The following is a 17732-nucleotide window of genomic DNA, read 5'->3' as shown; positions in this document are numbered from 1 at the left end:
TTACAGTCTCTTGTCAAAGGCCTGACCACTGAATCCACAACCTAACTTTAGAAACCGCCGGATGCCGAACGGCACGTCCGGTGGTGTGGGAGGGAGCGAGGTGCAAACCCGCTCTCTACCCGATTCTTCAATGCCGCACATGGACAGCAAGACCTTATAAAAAACCGCCTCGGCCTTACGGCCGGGCGGTTTAGGGGTTCCGGAGCTGCGTTTGCGGAGAGCTCCTTATTCGGGTGAAAGCTCGACGCTTTCGAGAATCTCCGGTCCAGTGAGTTTGCGCTCGCGCTTTTTCCAAGGTTTGTATTCACAGTGGAGCAGCTCATGAGCCCGTTCGCTGCCGGGACTCCCCAGATACTCCTGATACAGCCGAATCACTTCGGGGTTCTCGTAGGACGCGCGGATCTTCTTGACCTTGTCGATCGCATAAATCCCCTGCTGACGCTTGGCCGTATTGCGGCCCCATACACCGCGGGTTGTGCCGCCGCCGCCCACACAGCCGCCCGGACAAGCCATCACTTCAACAAAGTGGTATGGGCACGTTCCGTTGCGGACCATTTCGATGACCTTGGCAATATTGGCACATTCGTGAACCACTGCAATGCGAATGTCGCCGAGGTCGCCGAGACGAACCGTCGCTTCTTTGATGAATTCCATGCCGCGCACCGGCGTGAGCGGCGGCATTGGACGCGGATCCTGATTCTTGACCGCCGACATCGTGCGTACCGCCGCCTCCATCACGCCGCCGGTTGAGCCAAAGAGCTGGCCCGCTCCCGAAGAGAGCGACATCATGGGGGAATCAAACGGCATATCGGGGAGATCGGCCAGATTAAGGCCGGAGCGCTTAATCAGTCTGGCAAACTCGCGGATGGTCAGCACGACGTCAACGTCGCAGGAGCCGTCTGCGCGTTTGAGCGTATCTCGATTGGCCTCGCCTTTTTTAGCGGTGCAAGGCATGATCGAAATGACCCGCATATCCCTCTTCTCGATGCCTGCATGTTCAACCAGCCAAGTCTTGGCCAAAGCCCCGAAAATCGCCTGCGGCGAACGTGTGCTCGACACGTGCGGAATCATGTCGGGGGCAATCTTCTCGACATAATTAACCCAGCCCGGGCAGCAGGACGTGAAGTAAGTGAAGGGCTTGGAATGGAGTGTTCCGGCCTTTTTGGCACGCTCGAAGTTGGCGAGCATCTCGGTGCCTTCTTCCATGATTGTTACGTCGGCCGACCAATTGGTATCCATCACGTAGTCTGCGCCCATGCGCTTCAAAGCACTGACGATCTTGCCCTGCACATCCATGCCGGGGGGCAAGCCGAACTCTTCGGAAAGCGCCACTCGCAAAGCAGGCGCAAACTGAAAGACCGTGGTGATTGAATCGTCGTCGAGCAGGTCGAAGACATCGCACCCTTGATCACGCACGCTGATAGCCCCCGTCGGGCAAACGAGTGAGCACTGCCCGCATTCAATGCATCGATCGGATGACCCCCAATTGACGGCGCCGGTAAAGCCGATTTCGGCTTTCGTGCCCGTTCCGGTGAGGCAGAGCGCCGAAACACCCTGCACTTGCCGGCAGACCTCAATGCAGCGCAGGCAGCGAATGCACTTTCCGCCGTCAAAACGCATGGCGGGTGCGGACATATCGAGCTTGCGAATCGGCTTATACCGCCCGGAAAGTCCCAGACGGTCCGCACCGGTCCAAAGTGCGGCATCCTGCAGTCCGCACTTGCCGTGGCGCTTGCATGACGAGCAGTTTTCGTCATGATCCGCCATCAGCAGTTCAACCTGCATTTTCTGGCGGCGGCGGACTTCCGCCGTACGCGTGCGGATGCGCATGCCGGGCTCAATCTTGGTTTCACAGGACGTTACGATCTCACGGCCGCCCTGGGGAAGCTCTACCTCCACCAAACAGACTCGGCAGGTGCCGGGGCGGTGATTGAGCGCGGCTAATTCGCACAGCGTCGGAATGAAAATACCCGCACGGCGCGCAGCTTCCAAAATCGTGTCGTTGGGTTCAAACGCGACCGTCTGGCCGTTGATAAAGGCGCGGCGGCTGAGGTCCGGCATTTCGTTTTTGTCGGGATAAGCCATTGTCGGAGTCTCCTCGGAATCCTGTTCAACCGTTAGAAAGTCGCCGCATTGGGGGCGGTAGGTTCGTGTTCAACCACTGGATTGCGGGTTGTAACGGCGATGAGACGCATGCATCGCATACAGCGCTGAGACTCCTGACGAGCCTCCTCAATCGTCATAGCGCCTTCGACTTCCTCCCAATTGGCACTGCGCGCTTCAGGATCCAGAAACTTCGACGTATAGCGCGCTTCAATCGGCAGCGGTCTCGTCGGTCTGCAGGCACCGACCAGTTTGGCCTTGGCAATGATTTGTGAGAGCCGTGTTCTCGGAAAGAACGCAGGTTCTCTGGTTTTGAGATATTGGTCAATCGACTTTGCTGCCGCCTCACCCTGCGCCATCGCAAGAATAAGCGTCTTGGGGCCCGTGGCGGCGTCGCCGCCCGCGAATACGCCTTCACGCGATGTGGTGAAGTTTTCTTTGGTTTCGATGGTGCCCCAGCGAGTCAGTGCAATGCCGTCCTCAGGGATGAAAACCGTCGGATCCATCTTCTGACCGATGGCCGCAATAACGTACGAACAAGGGATAATGAACTCGCTACCGGGCAGCGGCTTCACTGCTCGGCGGCCGGAAGCGTCGGGTTCTGTTTGATGCATCCGTACGAGTTCAATGCCGACAACGCGGCCGTTCTCAACCAAAATGCGCTTGGGTGCCGAGAGGAACTCAAATCGAATGCCTTCGGCCCGGGCAGCGTGAATTTCTTCAGGATCGGCCGGCGCAGATGCTTCAATTCGACGATACGCAACCGTAACTTGACAGCCGGGCTTGACGATGCGCCGCGCGGTGCGGCAGCAGTCCATTGCCACATTGCCGCAGCCGATCACGACGACATCTCCCTCTAAGGGCTTCGGACCTTCCGGCGTTCCCTGACTGTGCTCGACCTCGAGCAGAAAATCGAGCCCGCGCAGGTACCCTTGAGCGTTCTGATCCTCATCGGGAAGCCCCAGAAACTGACCGCGTGCGCAGCCGATGCCGAGAAAAACGGCGTCATAGCCCTGAGCGAACAAGTCATTCAAATGGAAATCGCGGCCGAGTTTTTCACCATAGCGATAATGGCCGCCCAGCGTCTTCACAATATCCGTTTCACCGGCCAGCTCTGCCCGCGGGAGGCGGTATGAGGGAATGCCCCAGCGAGCCATGCCGCCCGCTTCCTGCTCCATTTCAAACACATCTACCGGCCGCCCCAGGCGCAGAAGATGATAAGCGCAGACAATGCCGGCAGGCCCTGCACCGATTACGGCAATGCGCTGATGGGGATCAACCCCCGGCGCAGGGTGCTTGAGCATGGCATCGTCAAAAAGTTCCGCGGAGCCCACGCCGAGCTCATCAGCGGCGTGACGCTTCAGATCGCGAATGGCAATCGGCTGCTCATTGAAGCGGCGGGCGCAGGCGGCTTCACAAGGGCGCACACACACGCGGCCGCACGTTCCGACCAAGGGATAACGCTTGAGAAGCACCCCTTCGGCCATCTCCGGCCGCCCGTCACGAATGTAATCGATGTAGCGCGGCACATTGACATGCGCCGGACAGGCTTCAATGCAGGGGGCAGTCGCCGTGCTCACATACTGCTTGGCGTCTTTGAGTCCCTGGAGTCCCGCTACCGGTTCCGTCGTTTCGAGCTCTGCTCGGAAGTTTTCGATCGCCCCCAGAATCGGTTCGGCTGACTGCAGCCCAATGCCGCAGAGACTCGACACCTTCATATGGCGGGCAGTTTCAGCGATTTCGTCCCAGTCTACGGTGCTGCCGCGCCCTTCAACGGCATTTTTCAGTGCCTCAGCAATCAGCACTGTTCCCATGCGGCAGGGCGTACAGCGTCCGCAGGAAAAGCTGCGTGCATCTTCGTAATAGGCATAAAGAATAACGGTCAGGTGCGGAGCGTTCTCAAAGACGAGAAAACCCTGCGGACCGATCACGCTGGTTAACGGATTGCCTTGATTAAAGGCGGCGGCCTCCTCAAGCGGGAAACCGACGGGAAGGTCGCAGGAATCTACGGCCGAACGATTGTCGAGCCGGCGTCCCTGCCAGTGCCCGTAGCTGAATGCGGCTTGCATTGTTGTTGCGCTCTCTTCTTTTGTTTCGGGCATGGATAGTCTTGCGGGCGACGTCCTTTGGTCCACGCCGCCCGCCGAGGGGTCCTCCAGCCCACCCCATGCCGGACGGCTTCTTTGGCCGTTCCGTTCACATCATGGGGTTCTCCTTACTGGTTCCTATTGATTCTAGCGTTCCCCCTAAGAGATAGGGTTCTCACCGATCGAATTAGTCCAAAGATAGATCAAAAGCTATAACGACGGTTACATTAATGTATTCAATTATTTTTAAAAGTTCGAGAAAAATTACAGTTTTCAACAGTCTGCATTCTGCCGATGTCAACGCCATTCTTTATGCCCGTTTTGAACGAAAAACTGCCAAATCGTCTCGGACAATCAATTTCCTGCCTATTTCTATCAATGGCGGGAAGAACGCTCGACAGACAGAGAAAATTGCCTGAAACTGCTTGATGCAGACTTCGGAGAAACGTTTTCGGGTAGAAAATAACCTATTTCTCTCGATACGCCGCACTACCTCCGTCAACTCGAAGTCCACTGACGACATAGGAAAATTTACAAATGACCACGATTCAAAACATGTTGGCAGACATGCGCCGGGAATTAATGTCGGCCAATCCGCCTTTGGGCGTCAGCACGACCCCGGCAGAAGGATTCCGCACACATCGTTTTGAATCCGAAGTGCCGCTTTCCTGTTCCACGGGCGAGATCGCCGTATCGTTCATCCTCTCGGGCGTCAAGACCGTGACGGTCGGAGGCCGGTTTTTTTCCTACGGTGCCGGGGAAGGACTGCTTTGCGGCGCCGCGCTGCCAAGTACTTTTCGAGCGATGCACGCGAGCCCCGAAGAACCTTTCTTATCGGTTTCTTTGGCGCTTGACCGCGCTACGCTGATCGAACTGGCCGAACACCTGCCGCAAACCGACCAGAAAGAGAACGCGGAGCTGCCGCCCGAAGCCATCTTTGTGTTTGAACCGACTGAAGACTTGCTCTTTGACTTTGAGCGGCTCATCAAGCTGCTCAAAACGCCCGAGCTTGCACCGCTGCGAGCCCCCTGCATTATTCGCGATATTCACAGCCTTCTGCTGGCCGGCCCTACCGCAGCGCGGCTCCTGCCGCTTCTACGTGAAAGCGCCCCGGCGAACACCGTCGTTCGTGCTATTGGGTGGCTGCGGCGCAATTTCGATAAGCCCATATCCATTGAAGCTCTGGCGAAGCTTCACGGCATGTCGACGTCGAATTTTCATCGCCAATTTAAAGCCGTTGCCGGCATGAGCCCGCTGCAGTTCCAAAAGCAAATTCGTTTGTGCGAAGCACAGCATTTGATGCTTGCCGAGCGCGCACAAGTCTCTGCCGCAGCTTATGCCGTAGGTTACGAAAGCCCGACTCAGTTCGTGCGAGACTATAAGCGCCTCTTTGGCGATTCACCGCTTCGCGACGTCCGCAAGCGCCGAGACTTTGGCCGCACGGCTGAAAGCATTAAGCTTGTCGGCGTCGAACACGGAACCCGCACCGCGGCATAAGCTTCGCATATGCCCCATCTCACCACTTCCTAACGTTTTAGGCCGCACATGCTTGACTCCGCCGTACGCTTCGATCTTGACCGCGAGCGCCGCATCGGGCTCCCTGAAGCTGTCTTTTGCGCAGGCAAACCTTTTGACACGCTTGCGGGTCTTTTCGCACGATTTGCCCTCCGAAATGCGCCGCCCGTTCTTTTCACGCGTCTGGATGCCGAGGTTTTTGCGAAAATTGATCCGGATACGGCAGGAAAATACAACTTCGACCCGCTTTCGCGCACGGCCTGGAACGCCGTGCGTCCCCGCCGGCCCGGCGTGTGCGCCGTAGTCTCTGCGGGGAGCGCCGATGCCCCCGTCGTCATGGAAGCGGCTCGAACGCTTGAATATCTCGGCTACGAAGTCAAGCCCTTCATCGACTGCGGCGTAGCCGGCCTCTGGCGCATTGAAGCCGCACTCCCTGAAATCAACGCCTGCGATGCGGTCATCTGCGCTGCCGGTCTTGACGCTGCGCTCGCCTCTGTACTGGGCGGCCTCACCATGCGTCCGCTCTTTGCTGTGCCGACTTCCATCGGCTACGGCATCGCTCAGGGCGGCGAAACCGCACTGCGCAGCATGCTCGCATCCTGCGCGCCCGGCGTCGCCGTACTGAATATCGACAACGGCTACGGCGCGGCATGCGCGGCCGCCAGAGTCCTGGCGGCTCTTTATCCGCAGGCGCCGTCCGAAACCGCCCGCTGACCCTTTCTTTTTGTTCCGCTTTGGACACCACTATGCCCGACAGCATTCTCGCCATCCGCATTCATGCGGGCTTTAACGCATCGTCCTTCACGGCAGGGCTTCTGGCACTGACCGAACAAACCTCCGGCACTGCCGGCGCCTATCTGCGAAGCCTGTTTCCAGGCCTTGACATCGGACTGGAACTCAAACCCGCCTGGGTGCGCGGCATCAGCGGGTGGACGGTGAAGTTCCTCACGCCTGCCGAAACCGGACACGGTCACCGGCATCCCGAAGACATCGAAGCCATTTACGCCGCGAGCCGTCTCTCCGCGGGCGCCCGGCAGCGTGCCCGAGCTGTTTGGCACGAACTCGTGTGCGCCGAAGCTCGAGTGCACGGCACTGCGGAAAATGAAGTTCACTTCCATGAAGTCGGCCGCTTAAGCAATATTCTCGCTGTCGGTCTGTGCGCACAGTTTCTCGAGACGCTCGAGCTCGAAAGAATTGCTGCAAGCCCCATTCCTGTGAGCGACGGCGAGGTGATCTGTGCTCACGGCACGGTGCCTTACCCGGCGCCCGCAATGTTTGCCATGATGCCGGGCGTTGCGGTGCGGCCTTCGTCAGGCATTGGGGAGCTTGTGACGCCCACCGGTCTTGCCATGCTTAAAGGTTTTGGCGCGCATTTCGGTCCTTGGCCTGAAATGCAGATTTCTTCCGCAGTCAATGTATTCGTGCCCGGCTGCACTTTTGACAATGTGCCTAATGGAACCCGATTCCTGTTAGGCCGGCCGCTCCCGCAGCCCGTGGAATAATCTTTCAGTCACAGATATAACGAAGGCGCAGAAAGCTCAATGCCTCTGCGCCTTTTGTCTGGCTGTTATTCGGGTCGAAAGAGAGATATCAGCCTTTGAGCAGAATGTTGACGCGTTCACGCATCGTCTCTGCATCCACCGGACCGCGGTGCTGCCAAATCGGCTCTCCGGATGCATCGTAGAAGATCTGTGCGGGCATTTCTTCGATCAGGTAATCGTTTTCAATGCCGTTCCATTCATCAATGTTGATGACGATAAAGGCAGCGCGGTCGCCATATTCCTTCTGCATTTCTTCCATCAGCTTGGCCATTTCCGGGCAGCTCGCGCACCAAGGCGCTCCGAAATCAACAACCGTTACCTTGCCTTTCACCGGGAAAGGAAGATCCTTGTCCTTATCTTTCTTCTTTGGTGCCGGTTCGTCTGCCGCAGCTTCAGCCGCAAGCAGCGATGCGCCCGGAAGCGCAGCAAAAGCCGCAAGTGCAGCCCCCTTTCCGATCAAATTGCGTCTCTGCATGACATGGATCTCCAGATGGTTATTTAAATATTAGCGGTTTGATTTGGGATCAACGCTTTGCACCGCTTCTTCTCGAAGCTTGAGCTCGCCGTTGACCATATCGTAAATCGCATTGGACGCCCCAATCCCTAAGGTATCGTGCGTCACGAGCAAAACGCCGGCACCCGCTTGGCGGGCCTCAATCAACATCCGCACCACAACCTCAGCGCTTTCGCGGTCCAGATTGGAAGTGGGTTCATCAGCCACAATCAGCTCGGGCGAATTCATGAGCGCTCTCGCAAACGCCGCTCGACGAAGCTCTCCGCCGGAAAGCGCTCGAGGATACTGTCCGCCCAGATCAGCAAGACCAACGGCAGTGAGGAGCTCTTCAGCGCGGCCTGCTGGTTCAGTCCCCCGACGATTGGCCAAATGCCACGGCAGACGAATGTTGTCCAGAATGGTGAGTGTCGGCACAAGTCCTGCATGCTGCGGGACATAGCCGATGTGCGCATTGCGAAGCGCGGAAATCTGTTCGTCCGACATTCCCGAGAGGGCCCTGCCGTTAAAAGCGACCTCGCCCTCTGTCGGCATGCATAAACCCAAAAGGAGCGTCAGCAGCGTCGTTTTGCCCGATCCCGAGCGTCCCAAAACGGTGACGAAATCTCCTGCACCGACCGACAGATCCGCGTGGCGCAGCGCCCAGAAAGGACGTCCGGCGCGTTCATATCGGCGGCCAAGCTGTTTGGCAGAAAGCTTCATGGCGTCAATCCTCGCGCAAGGTCGTGAAGATGTCGCTGCGGCCAATCCGCCAGGCAGTCGGCAGCGACGCCAACGGCACCGTAAGAATGCCCGCCGCTACGCTCGCTGCCAACGCCCGCAGCCAGCTGCCGGTCTCCGGAGCAAGATAAGGCAGTCCGATCGCATGAGCGATGACCGTCGAAAAATTCGATACCACCAACGCCGCGAGACCAATGCCGACGGCGGATCCCAGCATTGAAATAATGAAAGCTTCCGCGAGCACAATGCCGACCACTTTGCCGCGGGAGGCACCCAGGGCCCGCAATGTCGCAAACTCCCGCTGACGCTCGCTGAAGGCAAAGAAATAGACAATCAGCATGATGATGGCCGCAGCCGCCCAAAATCCGCCGGCAGCGGTGTACATAACGCTCACGACCTTCTGGAGTTTCGCAGACGTATCACTCATCATGTTCGAGGCAAACACGAAATTGACATTCGCTTTCAGCCCGAGTTGATCGAGCAGTTCATCAGAAACCGTAATCGGATCAACACCGGGATTCACCCGCACAAGAATGGCCGAGAGGCTCTGAGCCATTTCGTCTGCTCTGTCCGGCGAGGCAGCCCTGCCGGCCCGGCGAGCCGCATCAAGCGTCATGAAGATTGACGAGTCAAATCCCATGCCTGTCGGCGCAAGACGGCCGACGATGCGGTACTCCTGATCAAAAAACTTCAGGGTGCTGCCGATTTCACCATAGATGTAATCACCGACAATGACGTCATTGCCCGAGAGCGGCTTATCCGCAGCATGTTTAAGCCATGGAGCGATTACGAAGTCAGTGGCTTCGTCAATGCCGATCAGCTGCACCTTGACCGAACAGCACTGCGCGTCTAAAGACGAAATGAAGAGCTGCCCTGAAGCCTTGGCCACCCCGGGAAGTTTCTGCACGACATCCAGAAGCTTTCCGTCCAGATAGAACGTTGAAGGCTCAGCACGCAGGATCACGCTTTGGATCTTCTTGCCCTGTCCCTGTGGGACGACTAACACGTCAGCCCCCATTCGGGCAGCGAGCGAACTGATGCCGGCTTCCAGATTGGCCGTTACCATCGCACTCGAAAAGAGCAGAAACGTAAAAACCGCGGCGATCAGTCCGAGCAAAAGCGAACGAAGCGGCCGCTGCGTAACGTTCGCGGCGGCGATGGTGAACGTCGTGAGCGGCTTATATTCACCTGCCGCTTTTGCAGGTTGACCTGCAACGTTCTGTGAAGGCTGAGGATTCGTCATGCTCTCTAAATCTTTCCTTCTGTGCTTGGCCGGCAGAGCCGGCCAATTCCGAGAAGGCAGCATCCTGTTTATTTTGGGTGAATAACCGCTTCAGCGGCAGGCCAATCTGCGGATCTCAATCAGCGCAATGACTGCGATGACCGCTGCGGCAACAATCAGCACCGGCTGAGTGATGCTGTGGCAGTGCATCATCGGACTCGGGCACGGCCCAATCAGCGGACCCGCAACGCCGGCAATCAGAATTGCATTTAAGAAGACCCCGACAGCCATGCCGAATCCCGCACCGGCCGATCGAGAGAACATCATGGCGAGACCGAGAAATGCAACAACCGCCGATGCGCCGCCTGCTGCTCTAGTCATCCAATAGCAGACGCTCGGACCGTTGTGCCAGCAATGCGGCAAGAGCCCCGTAAAAAGCGCGGCGGCCAAAGCCAGGCCGATGACGAAAAATAACCCGCCGGAAATCAGCGCGGGATGGTTGGAATTCATTGTTTAATCTCCGCTAAGACGAAATGCTGCATGCACACCTTAGTGTGCATCAAACAGCAAGCATTCTGCTCTTTGCCGCAATGGGTGAGCAATGCTTCAGTCCTTGCGCTGCAAAAGCACAGGTGCTTTGCTTTCGTACGGCTTCCAAGAAGTGCCTTCAAAGGGATAGCCGTTGGAGACCCACCCCTGAATGCCGTCAGGCATGACGTACACATTCTCGTAGCCGGCGTTAATCGCCTCCAGTGCCGCTTCAAACGAGACGGTGCACATACGGTTGATGCAGTAAAGAATCACAAAGGAATTCTTTTTGTCTTTCGGCAGCAGATTCATCCAATCGGCCTTGTTGGCATGAATGGATCCCTTCAAATGGCTCTTTTCATAAATGTCTTCCGGATTGCAGTCGTAGACATAGACGTCAGGCTGTCCAAGCACCTTCGAAACCTTGTTGAGCGAGAGCGGAATCGGCTGGCGCATCTGCTGCACGGTCATTTTGGAGCCGTCAGCGGCATCGGCGGCATAAGCCGGAGAACCGGTCGAGATCATCAGGACCGCGGCAAGCGCCGTGCTGAACGCGGCAAAGGACTTCTTCTGCATTTTTCTTCCTTCGTGAAGGGTCTGCTGATGCATTGCTTTTTTGGGTTCGGCAATGCATAGGGATTTATGGCGAACCCTAACAGGAAAAGATTAAGCAATTGTTATGGCAATACTTGAAATATCCTTATAAATCAAAGTAAAAACACGAAAAGCTCGGCAGTCGAAACTGTCGAGCTTTTCTATCCTGCTCCTAGAGGACTCTTTGCAGAGCCCTCTTCGGGAAAGATCACTCAGGAAGGATTACTTCTTGGCGGTCTTGTTCGCGGCATTCAGGATGGCGAGAGCCTGCGTGGTGTACGTCGTGGCTTCGTCAACGAGCTGCTTGGCAAACTTCGGAGCGTGGACACCCCAGGAGCCGTCGTCCTTGATCTTGGCGGCATTCAGGCGGGCTTCTTCAGCATAGAGCTGAACCTGCGCGCGATCGGCCGTCGAGAGCTTCGTGACCTTCAGCAGATCCTGGATGCTGGCCATGTCGGCGATGACCTTGGCATAGCCTTCCTTGACGGGGGTCTGCCAGGCGATGACCTTGTTATAGATGGTCTTCTGATCCTTGAAGCGCATCATTTCCGGGAACTTCGACTGGATCGGGCTGTGGCAGCCCATCGCGTCGACGACGTGCTTATCCTGGTAAGCCGTACGGCCGCAGGTCCACATCAAGTCGAGGTACGGACGGCCTTCGTCCTTGGTCAGGTGCCAGCCCTTCGGCGACACGAGCTTGCGGTCAGCGCCTTCAGGCGGGTTGATGGACTTCTTTTCCGGATCAACGAGGATGCGCCAGATGTGGGACGCACGGACGTTGTCGAAGCCGGCCATGTCAGGACGCTGGATCGCGGCGAAGTTTTCGCAGGAACCCATCTTCGGCATATGGCAGGATTCGCAGCTGTTGCGGCTGTGCGTACCGCCCTGCGAGAAGAAGTAGGCGGCCGTGGTGTGGCAGTCCTGGCAGTTCTTCTTCAGGTTCGGAACCGTGTACTGGCTGGTCCAGTCGTTGGACGTAACTTCGTGCGGGTCATGGCAGGTCGTGCAGCGCATGCCCTTCTGATAGTGCTTCGTGTAGTGCGACTGCGAACCTTCGGTACCGCAAGCCGGGCAGAAGCTCTTGAAGTAAGACGTGAACGGAGCCTTGGGATTGGCCTTAGCGTCTTCACGGTTGTAGACGAAACGCTGGTGGCAGCGTTCGCAGTCGGACGGCATGCCGGCACCGCGGGCGCCGTACAGGTGAGCACCTGCGCCGTGGCATTCTTCGCAGCTCACGCCCTTAGCGATCGTGTGCGCACGAAGCTTTTCGCCGTCGCCGAGGGCGGCAAAGAGTTCATCCTGACTCTTGAAGTCGAACTTCCAGGTGTGGCAGATTTCGCAGTAGGACGAACCCGGCTGGAACATGGCCTGCTTACGGTTCGAAGCACCGTAGGAGTTCATACCCCAGACCTTGGAGCTCTGAGCACCGAAGTCTTCGAGCTTGGTCGGGAAGGTCGGATCCCATGCGTTGATCTTCTTGGCAACTTCAGGGGTGATGTGTTCGGCCCAGTTGCGGGAGAACTGGTTGCCGCCGGCAACGATCTTACCGGTAGCCTGGGAGAGGCTGCCGCCGTCTTCGATGTGGTAGGTACCACGGACGAGCCACTTATCGACGAAGCCGTACTTCGTACGCGGCGTGCCCATCAGGACGTAGACGTCCTCGACATTGATGCCTTCAGGAAGGACGGAAGCCTTCGAGCCGTAAAGCGGACGCTTCAGGTCGCCCTGAACCACGGCTTCGGTCATTTCTTCCGGGAAGCGAACGATCTTGTTGTGACGCGAACGTTCCCACTTTTCATACTGAGAGGGGTGGCATTCGCCGCACTTCTTCGGGCCGACGAAATTGTTCGGCAGATCGAGGAAGGATTCGTACGGGAGGCGGTACGTCACAGCGGTCGTACGACCGGTGTCTTCACGGTACTTGTCGCCGCCGCCGAAATTCACCCATTCTTCTTCACGATCGGACATCGTGAACTTACCGACAACGCGGCCTTCCTTCAAATACTTGAAGTAGGGGTGATTAGCCTTCAGGTAGTCCCAGAAAGCCTTATCTTGAGAGACATAGCCTTCAAGCGTACGCGGGAGAACTTCTTTGGCGGAGGTCTGGGCCGCCGGGGTTTCAGCTGCCATGGCTGACGAAGCGACGAGCGCTGCCGACATACAGGCGGCGAGAGACAGAAGCTTGTGCTGCTTGGTCATATCTAGCTCCTTTCGGGTCTCTATATATATAGATGTTGTTAAATAGCTCAGATCTTTCGATCGGCTTCTTTGAGGTCAATGCGCATCCCTCACGGGCGGCGCAACATCAATTTACTCCCTTAACTTCTTCTTAAGACTCAAAACCTTTTGGGGAGTGTTCTCAACCTTCTGAATAGTCAAAAATACTCAGAATTAGGTGCTCTTCAGGATGTCTTAATGGATCATTTCGATATATTTCAAATGTTTGCTCGACTTTCGTCATTTCCGAACGATGCAGGCTGTTATATCGAACATAAATACCTCTCTAGAGATATTTTGTCACCCTTTTTAGGTTGACACGATATACGATTCCGATTTTCGGAACGTATAGTTTTGTTTATCGATTTTTACTATCGAATTCCCATATGACAATATCAAATCTGATAATTGTCTTTTTTGATTGGTACTGAGAATTGTTCTCATTTAACTATAGGATAAACCTAGGTATTTAGGGAAATTACCGACCCTGAATTTAGAAATATTTTATGGATAATTAGTTGCCGATAGCTACGTTTTGCCTAACGACTTCGATCTGAACGTTCATTTTTTTCGTACATTCTGAGTACTGCCAAACCTTATTTGAGAGTGTCTTTCAAAGCGCTTCAGAGACGCGTAGCAACCGTCCGTACGGATGACAGCCCTAGGGAGAAAAAAGGCTCAAACGTCTTTAGTCAACGCTTGAGCCTTGAAATTACAGTCAGCCTCGCGGCTGCCGCGGGCTTGCCCGTACTTGGATTCTCTGTCTGCCGAAGATGCCCTCATTGACAGAGTATGTGAGCGCCTAGATACCGCTCACGTTCGTATTGTTAGGATCCATCGTTGCCGCGCGCGTTTTGGGTTTGGCATTCTCAATGCGGAAATCGTCGGCCCCTCTCGCTGAAGCCAATTCTCCTTCCTTATAAACCGTCATCTTCGGCGGAAGTCCGTCCTCGGCAAGGTCAGGTTCATTGCCGCCGACGATCCTCGGGAGCACCAGCGTAAAGCGCAGCCCCTGCGCTCCTGCCCGTTCGACCGTACAGCGTCCGGCGTGCCGCTCGGCGATGCTTGCAATAATGGAGAGTCCCAGCCCCATTCCGTCAGCGCCTTTAGTGGTTTGCAGAGGCTTGAAAAGATTGTCAAAGGCCTCATCGGTAATGTAAGGACCGTTGTCCTCCACAGAAAGCGCCCAAGTTTTTTCGTCAATGGGCGTGAGAGAAACGATGATCTTCGGGTGTTCAACGCCGGAAATGGCGTCTGCTGCGTTTTTCATGAGATTCAAGACCGCGAGTTCAATTTCCCACGCGTCCACCTCCGCCATAGAGTGCTTGTTCACGCGCACGATCACTTCCGCAGCCGTCTGCCGCGCACGACGGAAGTTGGTGATGGCATTCCCGATGACGCCGTACAAATCCACAATGGTTCGCGGCGGATAGTCGTGTTTGGCGTAGGCTCGGACTCGGTTGACAATCTGATTGGCGCGCTCGGCCTGATCCAGAATTTCCCCCAGTGCCCAGCCAAACGCTTTCTCGTCGTAATTGCCCTTCTGCACGCGGCGATTCAGGCTGCCCGCGAAATTGACAATAGCCGCAAGCGGCTGCTTGAGCTCATGCGCAATGATCGTGGACATCTGTCCGACAATGCCGGTGCGTTCAAGGTTGGCAATATGCTGACGCGACTGAACGGCTTCGGCCTCGATCATTTCACGCTCTTCGAGGGCTCTGCGCAGCTGCGCAGTCTTGCGCTTAACTAATACCGACAAACTGACGGCATACGAAATGATGATGAAGGCCGCCAAGAGCGCAAAGGCAATGAACTCGGCATTTTCACGCAGGAAACGGTTGAGATTCCATGACCCGAGGTTTTCGTACGGACCGCGCTTCAATTCGTAAAACAAATCGTAAATCGTACGGTTGACGGCCGGAAGCGCCCACTCGCCGCCGTAGCGCTGGCTTGCCGCGGCATAAAGCACCGTGCTGACAGCCTTTTTCCAAGCAGGATCAAGCGTACGCAGCACGCCCACCGTGATGGACGGATAGGTAATCGTCGAGTGGGCGCAGGAAAGCGTGTCGTCCCTTTGCGGAGAAAAGATTGAAAGGTCATGCGTGATGCCGACCTTCCCGCGGTTTTCGAGCTTTTCAAGTTCGCATGCCGGAAGAATGCCTACCGTCTGCGCTCCTGAAAGCACGGCATGAAGCACTGAGGCAGAGGACCACCCGTAAAAGGTTGTTCGATCTTCTATGTCGATGCGAGAAATACCGTGCTGAAAGAGTTTCACTACCGCCGCGTCCCAGCCGGCCAAGGAGTCGCGGCTGGTGGCGGCAAACGTCGTGCTGGGATTGGCCAAAGCACTGAACGCTGTCGACTCACGTCCGCGGCGCGTAAAAATGACCGCGGCCTGCGCATCTTCGGCACGAATCGCCGCATTAGGCAGAAAACTTGCGGAGGCCTCGTAATATCCAGTCGACTGCGCCAGCGCGAATTCATCCGCATCGGCAAGGATGAAGTCGAGCTGACGGCTCTTGACGCCAAGTTCGAGCTGCCGATTGTCAAACCAGAGAATTTCTAGATTCGCCTCGCCCAGAACGTACTTGAGTTCTTCGAGCGTAAATCGCAGCCACTGCGCTCGAGACGACAAGCCTAAAGAAGCCTGCACGCCGATCTTCAAAGGGCGCGGGAAATTGGTTGTCACCGGCACCGCATAAAGATCGCTTTTATTAAAAGGCGCCGACTGTACCATTGTCGGCACAGGAAGCGAGCGCAAAACGGGCTTCACAGCCTGAGCAACATCCCCTGAAGGCGTGCCGGTAGCCGCTCCCATGCCGATGAAGGACGAAGCCGCGCGCGGCGGTTCCGGCGGCAGGTCGGGATAGTCGGCCAAGGCTGAAAGCGGAACAGTCAGCGCGAGGACGGCGGCGGCCGAAAAAAAAGGGAACCGGCGAATCTTCGTCATGATGCGCAAAAATGATGAAATGAAAGAGAGGAGCATCACACTCTCGCAAAGCGTTTGAGTGCGCCATAAGCTTCCAACGTATATTAGCCTTGCCTCGCAGGCGGTTTAGTAGGCGAGGTCTCCTAAAGCAATACTGCCGCCTCAACCCTCCCCATTTTTCCTTGTCGGTTATGGCCAAACTTCCATCCCTTCCTGAACGCACGCTTTCTCCCGACGACCGTCTCGCGCGGCTGCTGACGCCCACTGTTGCCTTGCCGATGGCGGCAGCGGGCATTGAAACTGTCGAGGATCTCTACGAATGCGCAGCAGCACTCGGAAATACCTGGTTTCGCCGAATTGAAGGGCTTGATGCCGCTCTGGCCGGGGAACTCATGATGTGGCTGGCGCGCTGGGGCAAATCCGTCGGTGAAGTGACGCCGCGCTTCTTTCCGCCCGGTTCGCTCCCGGCGGTGCGCACATCGGCCAGCCGGCGTCAGACCGATGCTTCACGCGGGCTCTCTGCGCCGGGCGACCCGCGTATTCGCCCGATTGAACAAATTGAACTCCCCGAGGCGCTCTCGGGCAAAAAGGGACTCAACCGGGCGCCGGCCGCGGCTTGTGCGCTCTCTGCCCGCGATGACCTGGAAGCCATCCGTACTTGGCTTAACGCTCGAGCCGGGAATCCCAATACGCATGCGAGCTATCGAAAGGAAGCTGAACGTTTTCTGCTCTGGAGTCTGGTCGAAAAAGAAACGGCGCTCTCGGACATTCGCGCCGATGAAGCTTCTCAGTACTTGCGCTGGCTCGAAGATCTCGGGCGAACCGATGACAAGACGTTCAGCCGAAAATGGCGGATTCCGCAGGCATTCTGGATCGGCGAAAAAAATGCCGAACGATCATCCGCAGCCTGGCGGCCCTACAATGGCCCGCTTTCGCCGGCAAGCCGCCGAAACGCCATCGTCGTCGTGCGCCAGCTCTTTAATTTTCTGAAGCGCACGGGCTACCTCATCTTCAATCCCTTCGACCAAGTGAGCCCCAAGGTACCGCTTCTGAAGGGCGAAGGCGCGCCGCAGGCATTTGCCGATCGATCGCTTACCCCCGAACAGTGGAGTGAAATCACAGGGCACCTGTCGCTCATCCCGGAGGGACAGCCGCGTGAACGTATGAAGCTCATCCTGATGCTTGGCAAATCACTCGGTCTGCGGGCTTCTGAAATGCTTGAAGCCCGTACCGGCTGGATTGTCCGGCGCAGCTTCGGCGGCGGTGAGCGTCCGGCCATTGAAGTGATCGGCAAAGGCAGCAAAGTCCGACGGCTGCCGCTCACCGCTGAGCAGCTCAGCATCATCAATCAGGCACTCGCAGCACGAGGCATTCCCGAAGCCGCTCAGACGCCTCCGGATACACCGCTCCTCGTAAACCTCGGACGCGGCCGCAATCCTGGCGGCCCCATGAGCCGCAGCGGCCTCTATCGTGTGCTGGAGTCCTTCTTCGACCGCGTGGCCGATGAGGTGGCGCTCAGTGCGCCGCTTGACGCCGCCAAACTGCGTGCATCGTCCACACACTGGCTGCGCCACACCTTTGCGGTCTCGGCCCTAAAGGAAATGAGCGTCAATGTCGTTCAGGCCGCCATGGGACACGCTTCTGTTGCAACCACCGGCCGGTATCTCTCGCCCGAAGAAGCAGAAATGGGCGAAGCGATGAGTCACATGAAGGCGCTCTAAAGCGCCCCATCTTGGAAGTGACGGGAATTTGATTCAGTCCGGGC

13 protein-coding genes are annotated in these 17732 nt (G+C 56.8%); 4 read left to right on the top strand and 9 right to left on the bottom strand.

The features are described 5' to 3' along the window. Positions 1 to 225 precede the first annotated feature (225 nt). Together DES29_RS07875 and DES29_RS07870 are read right to left on the bottom strand one after the other, a co-directional pair. The gene (locus tag DES29_RS07875; protein WP_113854694.1) at positions 226 to 2085 is read right to left on the bottom strand and encodes a [FeFe] hydrogenase, group A; all 1860 of its coding nucleotides are present in this window, start codon (positions 2083 to 2085) and stop codon (positions 226 to 228) included. 32 nt (positions 2086 to 2117) lie between these two features. Beyond that, complete coding sequence (locus tag DES29_RS07870) at positions 2118 to 4205, bottom strand: FAD-dependent oxidoreductase (RefSeq protein WP_236578912.1); 2088 nt, start codon at positions 4203 to 4205, stop codon at positions 2118 to 2120. Positions 4206 to 4727: 522 nt separating this feature from the next. On the opposite strand from DES29_RS07870, the gene DES29_RS07860 reads away from it, so the two are divergent. From DES29_RS07860 to larC, 3 genes are read left to right on the top strand one after another with little or no spacing between them, the layout of a single operon-like run. Next, positions 4728 to 5687, top strand: coding sequence for an AraC family transcriptional regulator (locus DES29_RS07860; protein WP_016474664.1), 960 nt, complete (start codon positions 4728 to 4730; stop codon positions 5685 to 5687). 48 nt (positions 5688 to 5735) lie between these two features. Continuing rightward, complete coding sequence (gene larB / locus DES29_RS07855; protein WP_046446210.1) at positions 5736 to 6419, top strand: nickel pincer cofactor biosynthesis protein LarB; 684 nt, start codon at positions 5736 to 5738, stop codon at positions 6417 to 6419. 32 nt (positions 6420 to 6451) lie between these two features. After that, positions 6452 to 7207: a nickel pincer cofactor biosynthesis protein LarC gene (gene larC, locus DES29_RS07850; protein WP_113854693.1), complete on the top strand. Its 756-nt coding sequence runs from the start codon at positions 6452 to 6454 to the stop codon at positions 7205 to 7207. 88 nt (positions 7208 to 7295) lie between these two features. On the opposite strand, the gene DES29_RS07845 is transcribed toward larC, so the two are convergent. The 7 genes from DES29_RS07845 to DES29_RS07815 form a co-directional block, all read right to left on the bottom strand. Then, positions 7296 to 7721, bottom strand: coding sequence for a TlpA family protein disulfide reductase (locus DES29_RS07845; RefSeq protein ID WP_016474667.1), 426 nt, complete (start codon positions 7719 to 7721; stop codon positions 7296 to 7298). Between the two features lie 30 nt (positions 7722 to 7751). Next, positions 7752 to 8459: an ABC transporter ATP-binding protein gene (locus tag DES29_RS07840; protein WP_113854692.1), complete on the bottom strand. Its 708-nt coding sequence runs from the start codon at positions 8457 to 8459 to the stop codon at positions 7752 to 7754. Between the two features lie 4 nt (positions 8460 to 8463). Further along, entirely contained in the window at positions 8464 to 9720 is a 1257-nt protein-coding gene (locus tag DES29_RS07835; RefSeq protein ID WP_165655078.1) for an ABC transporter permease, read from the bottom strand. 90 nt (positions 9721 to 9810) lie between these two features. Next, positions 9811 to 10209, bottom strand: a complete 399-nt coding sequence (locus DES29_RS07830) for a DUF4418 family protein (RefSeq protein WP_016474670.1) — start codon at positions 10207 to 10209, stop codon at positions 9811 to 9813. A 96-nt stretch (positions 10210 to 10305) separates the two neighbouring features. Continuing rightward, on the bottom strand, positions 10306 to 10803 hold the full coding sequence (locus DES29_RS07825; RefSeq protein WP_016474671.1) for a rhodanese-like domain-containing protein: 498 nt from the start codon (positions 10801 to 10803) through the stop codon (positions 10306 to 10308). A 240-nt stretch (positions 10804 to 11043) separates the two neighbouring features. After that, positions 11044 to 13020 carry a doubled CXXCH domain-containing protein gene (locus tag DES29_RS07820; RefSeq protein ID WP_016474672.1) on the bottom strand — a complete coding sequence of 659 codons (1977 nt, stop codon included), beginning with the start codon at positions 13018 to 13020 and terminating at the stop codon, positions 11044 to 11046. Positions 13021 to 13840: 820 nt separating this feature from the next. Continuing rightward, positions 13841 to 15988, bottom strand: a complete 2148-nt coding sequence (locus DES29_RS07815) for a sensor histidine kinase (protein ID WP_236578911.1) — start codon at positions 15986 to 15988, stop codon at positions 13841 to 13843. 170 nt (positions 15989 to 16158) lie between these two features. On the opposite strand from DES29_RS07815, the gene DES29_RS07810 reads away from it, so the two are divergent. Then, positions 16159 to 17688, top strand: coding sequence for a tyrosine-type recombinase/integrase (locus DES29_RS07810; protein ID WP_016474674.1), 1530 nt, complete (start codon positions 16159 to 16161; stop codon positions 17686 to 17688). The last annotated feature ends 44 nt before the right edge of the window (positions 17689 to 17732 follow it).

The sequence above is a fragment of the Sutterella wadsworthensis genome (assembly GCF_003315195.1).
GTDB lineage: Bacteria > Pseudomonadota > Gammaproteobacteria > Burkholderiales > Burkholderiaceae_F > Sutterella > Sutterella wadsworthensis.
The sequence above is the reverse complement of the archived record's forward strand: the minus strand, read 5'-3'. Positions and strand labels throughout refer to the sequence as shown.

Coding starts and splice junctions, on each gene's coding strand:
- DES29_RS07875 (WP_113854694.1), bottom strand. CDS start 2,085: ATGGCTTATCCCGACAAAAACGAAATGCCGGACCTCAGCCGCCGCGCC.
- DES29_RS07870 (WP_236578912.1), bottom strand. CDS start 4,205: ATGCCCGAAACAAAAGAAGAGAGCGCAACAACAATGCAAGCCGCATTC.
- DES29_RS07860 (WP_016474664.1), top strand. CDS start 4,728: ATGACCACGATTCAAAACATGTTGGCAGACATGCGCCGGGAATTAATG.
- larB (WP_046446210.1), top strand. CDS start 5,736: ATGCTTGACTCCGCCGTACGCTTCGATCTTGACCGCGAGCGCCGCATC.
- larC (WP_113854693.1), top strand. CDS start 6,452: ATGCCCGACAGCATTCTCGCCATCCGCATTCATGCGGGCTTTAACGCA.
- DES29_RS07845 (WP_016474667.1), bottom strand. CDS start 7,721: ATGCAGAGACGCAATTTGATCGGAAAGGGGGCTGCACTTGCGGCTTTT.
- DES29_RS07840 (WP_113854692.1), bottom strand. CDS start 8,459: ATGAAGCTTTCTGCCAAACAGCTTGGCCGCCGATATGAACGCGCCGGA.
- DES29_RS07835 (WP_165655078.1), bottom strand. CDS start 9,720: ATGACGAATCCTCAGCCTTCACAGAACGTTGCAGGTCAACCTGCAAAA.
- DES29_RS07830 (WP_016474670.1), bottom strand. CDS start 10,209: ATGAATTCCAACCATCCCGCGCTGATTTCCGGCGGGTTATTTTTCGTC.
- DES29_RS07825 (WP_016474671.1), bottom strand. CDS start 10,803: ATGCAGAAGAAGTCCTTTGCCGCGTTCAGCACGGCGCTTGCCGCGGTC.
- DES29_RS07820 (WP_016474672.1), bottom strand. CDS start 13,020: ATGACCAAGCAGCACAAGCTTCTGTCTCTCGCCGCCTGTATGTCGGCA.
- DES29_RS07815 (WP_236578911.1), bottom strand. CDS start 15,988: ATGACGAAGATTCGCCGGTTCCCTTTTTTTTCGGCCGCCGCCGTCCTC.
- DES29_RS07810 (WP_016474674.1), top strand. CDS start 16,159: ATGGCCAAACTTCCATCCCTTCCTGAACGCACGCTTTCTCCCGACGAC.